This window comes from Herbaspirillum sp. WKF16 (genome assembly GCF_028993615.1).
Taxonomy (GTDB): Bacteria; Pseudomonadota; Gammaproteobacteria; order Burkholderiales; family Burkholderiaceae_D; genus Herbaspirillum.
In genome coordinates this window covers 3,962,449-3,976,609 of sequence record NZ_CP118632.1, presented here as the reverse complement: position 1 = coordinate 3,976,609, position 14,161 = coordinate 3,962,449, and the positions used below count along the sequence as shown (strand labels likewise).

The 14,161-nt window shown below is 66.1% G+C and carries 10 protein-coding genes; 9 read left to right on the top strand and 1 reads right to left on the bottom strand.

Annotation, left to right across the window (positions count from 1 at the left end):
• Positions 1 to 123: 123 nt before the first annotated feature.
• The 3 genes from Herbaro_RS17940 to dxs all read left to right on the top strand — a co-directional run bounded on the left by Herbaro_RS17940 (position 124) and on the right by dxs (position 3,281).
• Positions 124 to 396, top strand: coding sequence for an exodeoxyribonuclease VII small subunit (locus Herbaro_RS17940; protein ID WP_275010976.1), 273 nt, complete (start codon positions 124 to 126; stop codon positions 394 to 396).
• The gene (locus Herbaro_RS17935; RefSeq protein WP_275010975.1) at positions 396 to 1,340 is read left to right on the top strand and encodes a polyprenyl synthetase family protein; all 945 of its coding nucleotides are present in this window, start codon (positions 396 to 398) and stop codon (positions 1,338 to 1,340) included. The genes Herbaro_RS17940 and Herbaro_RS17935 overlap by 1 nt, the downstream gene beginning before the upstream one ends.
• Before the next feature lie 75 nt (positions 1,341 to 1,415).
• On the top strand, positions 1,416 to 3,281 hold the full coding sequence (gene dxs, locus Herbaro_RS17930) for a 1-deoxy-D-xylulose-5-phosphate synthase (protein ID WP_275010974.1): 1,866 nt from the start codon (positions 1,416 to 1,418) through the stop codon (positions 3,279 to 3,281).
• Positions 3,282 to 3,353: 72 nt separating this feature from the next.
• On the opposite strand, the gene Herbaro_RS17925 is transcribed toward dxs, so the two are convergent.
• Positions 3,354 to 3,911 (bottom strand): cob(I)yrinic acid a,c-diamide adenosyltransferase, encoded by a 558-nt coding sequence (locus tag Herbaro_RS17925; protein WP_275010973.1) that lies wholly within the window; start codon positions 3,909 to 3,911, stop codon positions 3,354 to 3,356.
• A gap of 281 nt (positions 3,912 to 4,192) precedes the next feature.
• Between Herbaro_RS17925 and Herbaro_RS17920 the strand changes: the two genes are divergently transcribed.
• The 6 genes from Herbaro_RS17920 (at position 4,193) to Herbaro_RS17895 (ending at position 14,160) form a co-directional block, all read left to right on the top strand.
• The gene (locus Herbaro_RS17920) at positions 4,193 to 5,608 is read left to right on the top strand and encodes an FAD-binding oxidoreductase (protein ID WP_275010972.1); all 1,416 of its coding nucleotides are present in this window, start codon (positions 4,193 to 4,195) and stop codon (positions 5,606 to 5,608) included.
• Between the two features lie 135 nt (positions 5,609 to 5,743).
• A complete protein-coding gene (locus tag Herbaro_RS17915) occupies positions 5,744 to 6,634 on the top strand; it encodes a LysR substrate-binding domain-containing protein (RefSeq protein ID WP_275010971.1) in 891 nt (296 codons plus the stop codon).
• A gap of 2,084 nt (positions 6,635 to 8,718) precedes the next feature.
• Entirely contained in the window at positions 8,719 to 10,206 is a 1,488-nt protein-coding gene (locus Herbaro_RS17910) for an FAD-linked oxidase C-terminal domain-containing protein (RefSeq protein ID WP_275010970.1), read from the top strand.
• Positions 10,207 to 10,220: 14 nt separating this feature from the next.
• Positions 10,221 to 11,294 carry a glycolate oxidase subunit GlcE gene (gene glcE, locus Herbaro_RS17905; protein ID WP_446719279.1) on the top strand — a complete coding sequence of 358 codons (1,074 nt, stop codon included), beginning with the start codon at positions 10,221 to 10,223 and terminating at the stop codon, positions 11,292 to 11,294.
• Positions 11,295 to 11,312: 18 nt separating this feature from the next.
• Positions 11,313 to 12,557 carry a glycolate oxidase subunit GlcF gene (gene glcF, locus Herbaro_RS17900; RefSeq protein WP_275010968.1) on the top strand — a complete coding sequence of 415 codons (1,245 nt, stop codon included), beginning with the start codon at positions 11,313 to 11,315 and terminating at the stop codon, positions 12,555 to 12,557.
• A gap of 313 nt (positions 12,558 to 12,870) precedes the next feature.
• Complete coding sequence (locus Herbaro_RS17895; RefSeq protein WP_275010967.1) at positions 12,871 to 14,160, top strand: dicarboxylate/amino acid:cation symporter; 1,290 nt, start codon at positions 12,871 to 12,873, stop codon at positions 14,158 to 14,160.
• Position 14,161: the final 1 nt, after the last annotated feature.

The window sequence follows — 14,161 nt, the reverse complement described above, 5'->3', positions numbered from 1 at the left end:
TGTCAGCATTTTTGCCGAAGTTGCATGCGGGCGCGATGAGCGCTCCGCAAATCCCGCCCCTAATTGATTTTGGAATCTAAGGATTGTTCTAAAATAGCGGGTTAGATTTTTTTATGAGCCGATATGCCCAGAACCTCCGCCACCGCCGCGGCCGATGCCAGCGCCGCACTGCCTGCCTCCTTCGAGCAAGCCATGCAGGAGCTGGAACAGCTCGTGGCCCAGATGGAAGCCGGCGAGTTGCCGCTGGAAGCCTCCGTGGCCGCCTACAAGCGCGGCTCGGAACTGGTGAAGTTCTGCGCTGCCCAACTGGACAAGGTCGACAGCCAGGTCAAGGTGCTCGAAGGCGACATGCTCAAGCCCTTTGCCGCGGCCGACGCTTCGGGTGAGGACGACTGATGAACGCACATATCCCGGCGCACGTTCCGGCCTCGCTGCCCTTCGCGGACTGGGCCAGGCAAGTGCAGTCCGGCATGGAAACCGTGCTGGACCGTTTCCTGGCGCCGCTGTCGGTAGTGCCGGCGCGCCTGCATGAGGCGATGCGCTACACCGCCATGGATGGCGGCAAGCGCGTGCGCCCGCTGCTGGTGTACGCCGCCGGCGACGTGTTCGACACGCCGCTGCCGCTGCTGGAGCGCGCCGCCGCTGCGGTCGAGATGATCCATGTGTATTCGCTGGTGCACGACGACATGCCCTGCATGGACGACGACGCCTTGCGCCGCGGCAAGCCGACCGTGCACGTGAAGTACGACGAGGCCACCGCGCTGCTGGTGGGCGACGCCCTGCAGGCGCAGGCTTTCGCCACGCTGTCGGCGCCGCTGGAAGCCGAGCTGGCCGCGGCCGACGCCGGCATGCCGGCGCGCCAGCTGCGCATGCTCAACCTGCTGGCGCAAGCCTCCGGCTCGGTAGGCATGTGCGGCGGCCAGGCGATCGACCTGGCCAGCGTGGGCATGACGCTGTCGCTCTCGGAGCTGGAGCAGATGCATCGCCTGAAGACCGGCGCCCTGCTGCGCGCGGCGGTGCTGCTGGGCGCGCTGGGCGGCAAGGCCCTGAGCGCCGGCGAGAGCGCCGCGCTGGACGACTACGCGCGCGCCGTCGGCCTGGCCTTCCAGGTGGTGGACGACATCCTGGACGCGACCGCCGACTCGGCCACGCTGGGCAAGACCGCCGGCAAGGACGCGGCCGACAACAAGCCGACCTATGTATCCATCCTCGGCCTGGACGAATCGCAGGCGCTGGCTGAAAAGCTGCGCGGCGATGCGCACCAGGCCTTGGCGCCGTTCGGCGACAAGGCGCGCCGCCTGCGCGAGCTTGCCGACCTGATCGTGCAAAGAAAGGCATGAAGCCCATCCTGGCGGCGCCGCATCATCCACGCGGCAAGGCCCGGCCTTCAGACCCAATCAAACGGTAATAACAGCATGCTGCTCAATACGATAAACGACCCGGCCGACCTGCGCCGCCTGCCCCGCCAACAACTCAAGCCGCTGGCCGAAGAACTGCGCGGCTTCGTGCTGGATTCGGTGTCCAAGACCGGCGGCCACCTCTCGTCCAACCTGGGCACGGTGGAGCTGACGCTGGCGCTGCACTACGTGTTCAACACGCCGGAAGACCGGATCGTGTGGGACGTCGGTCACCAGACCTATCCGCACAAGATCCTCACCGGCCGCCGCGACCGCATGAACACGCTGCGCCAGCAGGACGGCATCTCCGGTTTCCCGCGCCGCGTCGAGAGCGAGTACGACACCTTCGGCACCGCGCACTCCTCGACCTCGATCTCGGCCGCGCTGGGCATGGCCCTGGCGGCCAAGACCCAGGGCTCGGACCGCCACGCCATCGCCGTCATCGGCGACGGCGCGATGACCGCCGGCATGGCCTTCGAGGCCCTGAACAACGCCGGCGTGCATGAAGACGTCAAGCTGCTGGTGATCTTGAACGACAACGACATGTCGATCTCGCCGCCGGTGGGCGCGCTGAACCGCTACCTGGCGCGCCTGATGTCGGGCAAGTTCTACGCCAAGGCGCGCGACGTGGGCAAGTCGGTGCTGCCGGGCCCGGTGCTGGAACTGGCCAAGCGCCTGGAAGAGCATGCCAAGGGCATGGTGGTGCCGGCCACGATGTTCGAGGAATTCGGCTTCAACTACATCGGCCCCATCGACGGTCACGACCTCGATTCGCTGATCCCCACGCTGCAGAACCTGAAGAACCTCAAGGGGCCGCAATTCCTGCATGTGGTCACCAAGAAGGGCCAGGGCTACAAGCTGGCCGAGGCCGACCCGGTGCTCTACCACGGCCCCGGCAAGTTCAATCCCAGCGAAGGCATCAAGCCCAGCGCCGGCGGCAAGCTGACCTACACCCAGGTCTTCGGCGACTGGCTGTGCGACATGGCCGCGGCCGACGGCAAGCTGGTCGGCATCACGCCGGCCATGCGCGAAGGCTCGGGCATGGTCGGCTTCGAAAAGAAATTCCCCGACCGCTACTACGACGTCGGCATCGCCGAGCAGCACGCGGTGACCTTCGCCGGCGGCATCGCCTGCGAAGGCATGAAGCCGGTGGTGGCGATCTATTCGACCTTCCTGCAGCGCGCCTACGACCAGCTGATCCACGACGTGGCGCTGCAGAACCTGGACGTGACCTTCGCGCTCGACCGCGCCGGCCTGGTCGGCGCCGACGGCGCCACGCACGCAGGCAACTACGACCTGGCCTTCCTGCGCTGTATCCCGAACATGGCGGTGCTGGCCCCGGCTGACGAAAACGAGTGCCGCAAGATGCTGTCCACCGCCTACCGCCACGAGGGCCCGGCCGCCGTGCGCTACCCGCGTGGGGCCGGCGTCGGCGCCACGGTGGAGAAGACGCTGGATGTGCTGCCCTGGGGCCGCGGCGAGGTTCGCCGCGAGGGCCGCGGCATCGCGATCCTGGCTTTCGGCACTATGCTGGCGCCGGCGTTGGGCGCGGGCGACAAGCTCAACGCCACGGTCGCCAACATGCGTTTCATCAAGCCGCTGGATGTGGAGCTGGTCAGGCAACTGGCCGAGTCGCACGACGCGCTGGTGACGGTGGAAGAGGGCTGCATCATGGGCGGCGCCGGCGCCGCCGTGTCGGAGGCGCTGGCCGCCGCCGGCATCGCCAAGCCCATCCTGCACCTGGGCCTGCCCGACCGCTTCATCGACCATGGTGACGCCGGCCAGCTGCTGGCGCAATGCGGGCTGGACGCGGCGGGCATCGCCGGATCCATCGTGCAGCGCTTTGGCAAGGACCAGCCGCGCCTGGTGGTCAGCAACGGCTGAGGCCGCTGGCGCAGCATGCCGCAAAGAAAAAGCCCCGCCATCGCGGGGCTTTTTTTCTGGGGAAGAGAGGGCTCAGCGCTCGCGTCCCTTCTCCCACAACACATCCTCCCCGCCGGCCTCGCGATTGAGCACGCGCGCCAGCACGAAGCACAGGTCCGAGAGCCGGTTCAGGTACTGCCGCGCCGGCGCGTTGACGCCGCCGGGCTCCGCCTTCTCCAGCATCACCACGCTGCGCTCGGCGCGGCGGCACACGGTGCGGCACACATGCGCCAGCGCCGCCGCGCGCGCGCCGCCGGGCAGGATGAATTCCTTCAGCGGCGGCAGATCGGCGTTGTACTTCTCCAGCAGGGCGTCGAGCCGCGCCAGGTGCGCCTCGGCCAGCACCGTGTAGCCGGGGATGCAGAGCTCGCCGCCGAGGTCGAACAGGTCATGCTGGATCGAGACCAGTTCCCCGCGCAGCATCGCCGGCAGCGTCTCGCACAGCAACAGGCCGAGCTGCGAATTGAGTTCATCGACATCGCCCAGCGCCTGGATGCGCAGGCTGTCCTTGCCCACGCGGCTGCCGTCGCCCAGGCCGGTGCTGCCGTCGTCGCCGGTGCGCGTGGCGATCTTGGAAAGGCGGTTGCCCATCGGTTTCTCCTGTGTGAAGTGCGCGAGCTTATGCCGGACGCGCCCCGCACGCAAGCCGGGCTTGTTGTCGTTCCACCAAGCAAGAAATCCGTAAAAAATTCACTTGAACTTCAAAGCTATCCGATAAGGCCTTGGATATTTGACGAATCTCTTGCCCGCAAGAGGGTAAAATTCATCAGTTGAATCAGTGGTCAGTCCATTGCGGGAGCCTGGAGTTTTCCCGCGTGGGCCGCCGGCCGCACACCCATAAGACAGATAACGAGACATCCGAGGGAAGACCCATGAACCATATTGTTGATGCGCAGAAACTGAAGAAGCCGGTGCCGCAGGCGCTGCTCGACGAACTCAAGTCGCTGTTCGGCGACCGCCTCTCCACCACCATGGCCATGCGCGAGCACCATGGCCGCGACGAGTCCTCGTACGACCCGATGTTGCCTGATGCCGTGGTGTTCGCGCACACAACCGAAGAGGTGGCGGCCTTCGTCAAGCTGTGCAGCCGCCATGAGACCCCGATCATCCCCTACGGCGCCGGCACCTCGCTGGAAGGCCACGTGCTGGCGCTGCAGGGCGGCATCACGGTCGACCTGTCGCAGATGAACCGGGTGCTGGCGGTCAACGCCGAAGACCTGACCGCCACCGCCCAGGCCGGCGTGACCCGCAAGCAGCTGAACCAGGAGATCAAGGACAGCGGCCTGTTCTTCCCGATCGACCCGGGCGCCGACGCCTCGCTGGGCGGCATGGCCTCGACCCGCGCCTCCGGCACCAACGCCGTGCGCTACGGCACGATGAAGGAAAACACGCTGACGCTGACGGTGGTCACCGCCGACGGCAACATCATCAAGACCGGCACCCGCGCCAAGAAGTCCTCGGCCGGCTACGACCTGACCCGCGTGTACGTGGGCAGCGAAGGCACGCTGGGCATCATCACCGAAGTCACGGTGCGCCTGTATCCGCAGCCCGAGGCGATCTCGGCGGCGATCTGCTCCTTCCCCAGCGTGGCCGACGCCGTCAATACCGTGATCCAGACCATCCAGGTCGGCGTACCGCTGGCGCGCGTGGAGCTGCTCGACGAAAACGGCGTGAAGGCCCTGAACGCCCACGACAAGCTGAGCCTGCCGGTCAATCCATTGTTGCTGTTCGAGTTCCACGGCAGCGACAACGGCGTCAAGGAGCAGGCCGAGGTGGTGCAGGAAATCGCCAACGATAACAACGCCACCGGTTTCGAATGGGCGACCCGCCCGGAAGACCGCACCCGCCTGTGGACTGCGCGCCATAACGCCTACTTCGCGCTGCTGCAGCTGCGTCCGGGCGCGCGCGCGATCTCCACCGATTGCTGCGTGCCGATCTCGCGCCTGGCCGAATGCGTGCTGGCGACCAAGGCCGACTGTGAAGAGCAGGGCCTGATCCACGCCATCATCGGGCACGTGGGCGACGGCAATTTCCACGTGCAGATGATGGTCGATCCCAACGATCCGGCCGACATCGCGCGCGCCGAGGGCGTCAACGAACGCATGGTGGCGCGCGCCATCGCCATGGACGGCACCTGCACCGGCGAACACGGCGTGGGCCTGCACAAGATGGACTTCCTGGTGCAGGAGCACGGCGACGGCGCCATCGCCGTGATGCGCGCCATCAAGCATGCGCTGGACCCGAAGAACATCATGAACCCCGGCAAGATCCTGCGCTGGGAGCATTGAACGCGCAGGCCGATCACCAGGCGCCGGCGGCGAGGCCGCCGGCATGAATGCAACCGAGCTTCACCGGATTCACCTTCAGGACCCGGCATCGCCGCCGGCGGTGCGCCCTAGAGCAAGAGCAGCAGGAAACATCACATGGCAACCCGCCTTCCACCCGTCCACGCCCTGTCCGCCTTCGAAGCGGCGGCCCGCCACAATTCCTTCGCCATTGCGGCCGAAGAGCTCTGCATCACGCCGTCGGCGCTGTCCCACCGCATCCGCCTGCTGGAGGAGTTCGTCGGCGAGCGCCTGTTCTATCGCGACGGCCGTTCCATCGGCCTGTCCGAATTCGGCCGCCGCTACCTCGACGTGGTGCGTTCGGCGCTGCGCACGCTGACCGATTTCCCGATGCCGCATCGCAACGCCGCGGTGCAGCCCAAGATCAAGGTGATGCTGCCGCCGACCTTCGCGCGCCACCTGCTGATGCCGCGCATCGCCGACTTCACCCAGCGCCATCCGGAGATCGTGGTGGAGCTCTACCTGTCGGTGCCGCTATACGACCTGTCGCTGTCGGAGAGCGATGTGGAGATCCGCTTCGGCGCCGGCAACTATCCCAACATCGTCACCGAGAAGCTGTTCGAGGAGCCGGCCTTCGCCGTGGCCAGCCCGGCCTACCTGAAGACGCTGCCCTCGCTCAAGGCCCCGGCCGACCTGCAGCACGCCACGCTGCTGCGTTCGGCGCTGGAACCCTGGCAGCCCTGGTTCGAAGCCGCCGGCCTGAAGGACTGGACCGAACCCTCGGCCGGCCTGCGGGTGGACGACCTCGGCCTCCTGCTGGAAGCCGTGCGCCACGGCTACGGCGTGGGCCTGACGCGCCAGCATTTCGCCGAGGAGCTGCTGGCCCGCGGCGAGATCGTCGAGCTGTTCGACGTGCGCCTGCGCACGCCGCCGCACGCCTACTACGTGGTCTACGAGCGTTCGGTGCGCGAGCGGCCGGAAGTGGATACCTTCATCAGCTGGATACAGAACGCGTTCAAGCACGTTTGATGCGCTGATTGATTTTTGCTGTCTTGTCGGTCCGGCTCGCCTGCGGCCTCGCGCTGTCTCCGACTCGCCTGCGGCATCGATTCCTTGGCTCGCTATCTCAATTAATCCGTCGTCCCCGCGAAAGCGGGGATCCAGCGCCGTTCAACGGCGGTCGAGGCATGATGAACGCCACTGGGTTCCTGCTTTCGCAGGAACGACAAGCAGGAGGGGATTCCATTCGCGGGCTGTACAAGTTCTCTCCTCCGTCATCCCCGCGAAGGCGGGGATCCAGCGTCGTTCGCTGCGCCTCACCGGACTCCGTTCGGACTGAGTAGCCGCTTTGGCGGCGTATCGAAGTCAGCGTGGATGCCGTCGTTGTTTGGGTAGTCTGCTCTTGCTGCCTACAGATGTACCGGCTTTAGTCTTATCTTTCTCCGGTCGGAGGTGAGCGCCGGGGGCGGCCCGGCAGCCGCTCACTTTCTTTGGCGAGCCAAAGAAAGCAAGCAAAAAGATAAGAAAAGGCGCGGCCCCTAAGTGCCAGCCCCTTCGGGGTGCCCGTCGGAGCGGCGCAAAAAGTGGGGTCGTCAGAGTCGCTGCGCTCCGACTGACGCCCTGATCCACTTTTTGCGCCGCTCCGACGGCTGGCCCACAAGGGGAAAGCGTGTCCGGCTCGCCTGCGGCCTCGCGCTGCCTCGGACTCGCCTGCGGCTTTGTCTTGCTTGCTGCTCGTTGGCTGTCCCTTTTGGCCACTCACTATCTCATTTAATCCGTCGTCCCCGCGAAAGCGGGGATCCAGCGCAGTTCGCCGCGCCTCAGCAAACTCCGTTCGGACTGAGTAGCCGCTTTGGCGGCGTATCGAAGTCAGCGTGGATGCCATCGCTGTTTGGGTAGTCTGGTCTTGCTGCGTGCAGATGTACCGGCTTTAGTCTTGTCTTTCTCCGGTCGGAGGTGAGCGCCGGGGGCGGCCCGGCAGCCGCTCACTTTCTTTGGCCCGCCAAAGAAAGTAAGCAAAGAAAACGGCCCCTAAGTGCCAGCCCCTTCGGGGTACCCGCCGGAGCGGCGCAAAAAGTGGGGTCGTCAGAGTCGCTGCGCTCCGACTGACGCCCTGATCCACTTTTTGCGCCGCTCCGACGGCTGGCCCACAAGGGGAAAGCGTATCCGGCTCGCCTGCGGCCTCGCGCTGTTTCTTACTCGCCTGCGGCATCGATTCCTTGGCTCGCTATCTCAATTAAGCCGTCGTCCCCGCGAAAGCGGGGATCCAGCGACTTTCGTTGCGCTCCTTGGATTCCGTTCGGACTGAGTAGCCGCTTTGGCGGCGTATCGAAGTCAGCGTGGATGCCGTCGTTGTTTTGGGTAGTCTGGTCTTGCTGCATGCAGATGTACCGGTTTTAGTCTTATCTTTCTCCGGTCGGAGGTGAGCGCCGGGGGCGGCCCGGCAGCCGCTCACTTTCTTTGGCCCGCCAAAGAAAGTAAGCAAAGAAACCGGCCCCTAAGTGCCAGCCCCTTCGGGGTGCCCGTCGGAGCGGCGCAAAAAGTGGGGTCGTCAGAGTCGCTGCGCTCCGACTGACGCCCTGATCCACTTTTTGCGCCGCTCCGACGGCTGGCCCACAAGGGGGAAAGCGTGTCCGGCTCGCCTGCGGCCTCGCGCTGTCTCTTACTCGCCTGCGGCCTCGATTCCTTGGCTCGCTACCTCAATTAAGCCGTCGTCCCCGCGAAAGCGGGGATCCAGCGTCGTTCAGCGGACGTCGGTAAGCATCTTCAGCAGGAAGAGGCGTTGCCCATTTCCCCCACTGTCGTCCCGGTGCAGAACGGGACCCAGGGCCGTGCGCCGCCCGGAGGGCGGCTTGTCTCTCCGGCATTCCCGGCATCAAAAGGTCAGACCACCTTTCCCGCTGAAAATAATTCATTCCCGTCAAAAATTCTTTTCAGTGCGCCGCCGCGCAACATGCCGGCTTCCCGCCGATGAAAATTAGTTACACTGGACGCTTGAAAAAGGCCCGCCGGAACGGGCCGAGAACAAGCGAGACAAGCGCGAAAGAAGTTGTACGTTCCCAGCCTCCGGGCCGCCTTCTTATTGCCCGTATAGCCCAACGCCGAGGTCCAGCATGAATGCTCCCGCCCATCCATCGTTCGCGCCGGCCCGCCAGCGCGAAGTCGTCGACGCCCTGCGCCGCGCCGTACCCGGCAACTGCGTGCTGTTCGACGAGGAAGATACCCGCCCCTACGAATGCGACGGCCTGGCCGCCTACCGGCAGTTGCCGATGGTGGTGGTGCTGCCCGAGAACGAGCAGCAGGTCGTGGCCATCATGAAGGTGTGCCATGCGCTGAAGGTGCAGATCGTGCCGCGCGGCGCCGGCACCGGCCTGTCCGGCGGCGCCACGCCGATCGCCGACGGCGTGGTGCTGTCGACCGCCAAGTTCAACAAGATCCTGAAGATGGACAAGTATTCGCGCACCGCCGTGGTCCAGCCCGGTGTGCGCAACCTGGCCATCTCCGAAGCGGCGGCGCCGCACGGGCTGTACTACGCGCCGGATCCGTCCTCGCAGATCGCCTGCACCATCGGCGGCAACGTCGCAGAGAACTCCGGCGGCGTGCACTGCCTGAAGTACGGCTTGACCGTGCACAACGTGCTGCGCGTGCGCGTGGTGACCATCGAGGGCGACGTGGTCGAGCTGGGCAGCGCGGCGCTCGATGCGCCGGGCCTGGACCTGCTGGCGGTGTTCATCGGTTCCGAGGGCATGCTGGGCGTGGTCACCGAAGTGACCGTCAAGCTCGTGCCCAAGCCGCAGGCCGCGCGCGTGATCATGGCCTCGTTCGACGACGTGGTGAAGGGCGGCAACGCGGTGGCCAACGTGATCGCCGCCGGCATCATCCCGGCCGGCCTGGAGATGATGGACAAGACCAGCTCGCGCATGGTCGAACCCTTCGTCAAGGCCGGCTACGACATCGATGCCGAGGCCATCCTGCTGTGCGAGTCCGACGGCACGGCCGAAGAAGTGGAGGAGGAGATCGGCCGCATGACCGAGGTGCTCAACGCCAGCGGCGCCACGGCGATCGCTTGTTCGCAGTCGGAGGCCGAGCGCCTGCGCTTCTGGTCGGGACGCAAGAACGCCTTCCCGGCCGCCGGCCGCATTTCGCCGGACTACTACTGCATGGACGGCACCATCCCGCGCAAGAAGCTGGCGCAGGTGCTGCTGGGCATCGCTGACATGGAAACCAAGTACGGCCTGCGTTGCGCCAACGTGTTCCACGCCGGCGACGGCAACCTGCATCCGCTGATCATGTTCGATGCCAACATCGCCGACGAATTCCACCGCGCCGAACTGTTCGGCGCCGAGATCCTGGAGCTGTGCGTCGAGGTGGGCGGCACCATCACCGGCGAGCATGGCGTGGGCATCGAGAAGATCAACTCGATGTGCGTGCAGTTCTCGCCGGCCGAGCGCGAGGCTTTCTTCAAGCTCAAGCGCGCCTTCGACACCGCCTTCCTGCTCAACCCCGACAAGGCCATCCCGACCCTGCACCGCTGCGCCGAGTACGGCAAGATGCACGTCCAGCGCGGGCAGCTGCCTCATCCCGATTTGCCGAGATTCTGACCATGGATGCACAAGTGAGAGAGCAACAAGACATGGCGGCGCTGCTGGCCTCGTTTCGCGAGCGCATCGCGCAGGGCCGGCCGCTGCAGATCCGCGGCGGCGGCACCAAGGACTGGTACGGCCAGGCGCCGCGCGGCGAGCTGCTGGACACGCGCGCCTACAGCGGCATCATCGACTACGAACCCACCGAGCTGGTGATCACCGCGCGCTGCGGCACTACGCTGGCTGAAATCGACGCCGCGCTGGAGAAGAACAACCAGATGCTGGCCTGCGAGCCGCCGCGCTTCGGCGGCGCCGCCACCATCGGCGGCATGGTCGCGGCCGGGCTCTCGGGGCCGGCGCGCGCCTCGGCCGGCGCGGTGCGCGACTTCGTGCTGGGCGCGGTGCTGATGGATGCCGACGGCGAAGAGCTGCATTTCGGCGGCCAGGTGATGAAGAACGTCGCCGGCTACGACATCTCGCGCCTGCTGGCCGGTTCGCTGGGCACGCTGGGCCTGATCCTGCAGGTGTCGCTGAAGGTGCTGCCCAAGCCCTTCGCCGGCAGCACGCGCGTCTTCGAGATCAACCAGGAAGGCGCGCTGCGCCTGCTCAACCAATGCGGCGGCCAGGCCTTGCCGCTGACGGCCAGCGCCTGGAGCAACAACGTGCTGACCATCCGCCTGGCCGGCGCGCAGGCGGCGGTGGATTCGGCGGTGAAGAAGCTGGGCGGCAGCGAGCTGGCCAACGGCGACGATTTCTGGCGCGACCTGCGCGAGCAGCAGCATGCCTTCTTCGCCGATCCGGACGAGGCGCTGTGGCGCCTTTCCGTGCCCTCGGTGGCGCCGCCGCTGGAGTTGCACGGCAAGCAATTGATCGAATGGGGCGGCGCGCAGCGCTGGCTGCGCCCGGAGGGCGGCATCGACGCGGCCGCGATCCGGGCCGCGGCGCTGGCCGTGGGCGGTAGCGCCAGCCTGCATCGCGGCGGCGACAAGGGCATCGGCGTGTTCCAGCCGTTGCAGCCGGCGGTGGAGAAGATCCACCGCAACCTCAAGGCCCAGTTCGACCCCAAGGGCATCTTCAACCCGGGCCGCATGTACGCCAGCCTGTAAGCCGCCAGCAGACATCCTATGCAAACCAATTTAGCCGATTTCATCCGCGACACCCACGACGGCCAGGAAGCCGACAGCATCCTGCGCAGCTGCGTGCACTGCGGCTTTTGCACCGCGACCTGCCCGACCTACCAGTTGCTGGGCGATGAGCTCGACGGCCCGCGCGGGCGCATCTACCTCATCAAGCAGGTGCTGGAAGGCAAGCCGGCCACGGCGGCCACGCAGTCGCACCTGGATCGCTGCCTGACCTGCCGCAATTGCGAATCGACCTGCCCCTCGGGCGTGCAGTACGGCCGCCTGGTCGACATCGGCCGCAAGGTGGTGGAGCAGCAGGTGCCGCGTCCGCTGGCGCAGCGCGTGGTGCGCACCGCCCTGAAGGAACTGGTGCCGCGCAAGTGGCTGTTCCGTCCGGCGATGAAGGCCGGCCAGATGGTGCGCCCGCTGCTGCCCAAGGTGCTCAAGAACAAGGTGCCGTTGCCGCAGGAGTCCGGCGTTTGGCCGACCCGCGCGCACACGCGCCAGATGCTGCTGCTGGACGGCTGCGTGCAGCCCTCGATGTCGCCCAACATCAACAGCGCCACCGCGCGCGTGCTCGACAGCCTCGGCGTGCAGCTGTTCGTGCCGCCCAAGACCGGCTGCTGCGGCGCGATCCGCTATCACATGAATGACCAGGACGGCGGGCTGGACGACATGCGCCGCAATATCGACGCCTGGTGGCCTTACATCGAGGGCCGCGACGGCATCAAGGCCGAGGCCATCGTGATGAACGCCTCCGGCTGCGGCGTCACCGTCAAGGAGTACGGCCACTTGTTGCAACATGACCATGCCTACGCCGAGAAGGCGCGCCGCATCTCGCGCATGACCCTGGACATCAGCGAGATCCTGCCGCAGTTCGAGGCGCAGCTGCAAGAGCGCCTCAAGGGCTACGACGGCAAGCGCGTGGCCTACCATCCGCCGTGCACGCTGCAGCATGGCCAGAAGATCCGCGGCAAGGTCGAGTCCATCCTACGCGCGGCCGGCGTGGAGGTGCAGCTGTGCGCCGACAGCCACCTGTGCTGCGGTTCGGCCGGCACTTACTCGGTGCTGCAGCCGGAGCTGTCCTACCAGCTGCGCGACAACAAGCTCAGGAACCTGGCCGCCACCGACCCGGACATGATCGTCACCGGCAACATCGGCTGCGTGACGCACCTGCAATCCGGCACCGATACGCCGGTGCGGCATTGGATCGAGTTGCTGGACGCCGCGCTGCAAGGACGTGCCTGAGACCGCGCGTTTTATTGCGCCTCAACAACAAGCCCCGCGATGCGGGGCTTTTTTTGTGGCAGGAATGGCATCTTTGGCCGGTTTGCCCGTATCCGGCTTGACGCGCGGCCCCATAAATCAATAAGCTTCGTCCTTTTTTATCGCTTGGCGGGAAAAGTCCGGGAAAGATTTCTCACCGGAAACCCGGTGGCCACACCGAACAATCCGTCCCGGCCCTGTCTAACCGCAATCGGCAAGCCGCCAGCGACCGGCCCCTCATCAAGCTCGCCCATCGGACCGGCCACAGCGGCCGTGATCCGCCGCAGGAGAACACATGACAAAACGCATCCCACCCGCCGCCTACATCTTCGCCGCCATGCTGCTGGGCATCCTGGCCGGCTACCTGATCTTCAGCCAGTACGACAAGACCGAAGCCAAGGAGCTGGCCGGCTACATTTCCATCGCCTCCGACATGTTCCTGCGCCTGATCAAGATGGTGATCGCGCCGCTGGTGTTCTCCACCCTGGTGGTGGGCATCGCCCACATGGGCGACGCCAAGTCGGTGGGCCGCATCTTCGGCAAGTCGCTGGGCTGGTTCCTGGCGGCCTCGCTGGTGTCGCTGGCGCTGGGCATGCTGATGGCCAACCTGCTGCAGCCGGGCGCCGGCGTGGCGCTGCCGCCGCCGGACGCGGCCGGCGCGGGCCTGGCCACCGGCAAGTTCACGGTCAAGGAATTCTTCAACCACCTGGTGCCCAAGTCGGTGGCCGAGGCCATGGCGCAGAACGAGATCCTGCAGATCGTGGTGTTCTCCATGTTCTTCGGCATCGCGCTGGCCGCGCTGGGCGAGCGCGGCAAGAACCTGCTGGCGGTGGTGGACGACCTGTCGCACGCCATGCTCAAGATCACCGGCTACGTAATGAAATTCGCGCCGGTCGCGGTGTTCGCGGCGATGGCCGCCACCGTCGCCGTCAACGGCCTGGACATCCTGGTCAGCTTCGCGGTCTTCATGCGCGACTTCTACCTGTCGCTGGTGCTGCTGTGGGTGCTGCTGATCGCCGCCGGCTTCGTGTTCCTCAAGAAGCGCATCTTCCACCTGCTGGCGCTGATCAAGGAAGCCTTCCTGCTGGCGTTCGCCACGGCCAGTTCGGAAGCGGCCTATCCCAAGTTGCTCGACGCGCTGGACCGCTTCGGCGTCAAGCGCAAGATCTCCAGCTTCGTCATGCCGATGGGTTACTCCTTCAACCTCGACGGCTCGATGATCTACTGCACCTTCGCCACGCTGTTCATCGCCCAGGCCTACGGCATCCACATGCCGTTGTCCACCCAGATCACCATGATGCTGGTGCTGATGCTGACCTCCAAGGGCATCGCCGGCGTGCCGCGCGCCTCGCTGGTGGTGATCGCCGCCACGCTGCACCAGTTCAATATCCCGGAAGCGGGCCTCCTGGTGATCCTGGGCATCGACACCTTCCTCGACATGGGGCGCTCCGCCACCAACGCCGTGGGCAACTCGATCGCCTCGGCGGTGGTGGCCAAGTGGGAAGGCGGCCTGCTGTCGGAAGAGGAGGCGCGGGTCGCGGAGCAGACGATCGAGCGCGAAGCGGAAATGAAACTGCACGCCTGAC

Bases quoted from the DNA above. Each gene is read 5' to 3' on its own strand.
- Herbaro_RS17935 (WP_275010975.1), top strand. From the start codon at position 396: ATGAACGCACATATCCCGGCGCACGTTCCGGCCTCGCTGCCCTTCGCG.
- Herbaro_RS17940 (WP_275010976.1), top strand. From the start codon at position 124: ATGCCCAGAACCTCCGCCACCGCCGCGGCCGATGCCAGCGCCGCACTG.
- Herbaro_RS17895 (WP_275010967.1), top strand. From the start codon at position 12,871: ATGACAAAACGCATCCCACCCGCCGCCTACATCTTCGCCGCCATGCTG.
- dxs (WP_275010974.1), top strand. From the start codon at position 1,416: ATGCTGCTCAATACGATAAACGACCCGGCCGACCTGCGCCGCCTGCCC.
- Herbaro_RS17925 (WP_275010973.1), bottom strand. From the start codon at position 3,911: ATGGGCAACCGCCTTTCCAAGATCGCCACGCGCACCGGCGACGACGGC.
- glcF (WP_275010968.1), top strand. From the start codon at position 11,313: ATGCAAACCAATTTAGCCGATTTCATCCGCGACACCCACGACGGCCAG.
- Herbaro_RS17920 (WP_275010972.1), top strand. From the start codon at position 4,193: ATGAACCATATTGTTGATGCGCAGAAACTGAAGAAGCCGGTGCCGCAG.
- Herbaro_RS17910 (WP_275010970.1), top strand. From the start codon at position 8,719: ATGAATGCTCCCGCCCATCCATCGTTCGCGCCGGCCCGCCAGCGCGAA.
- Herbaro_RS17915 (WP_275010971.1), top strand. From the start codon at position 5,744: ATGGCAACCCGCCTTCCACCCGTCCACGCCCTGTCCGCCTTCGAAGCG.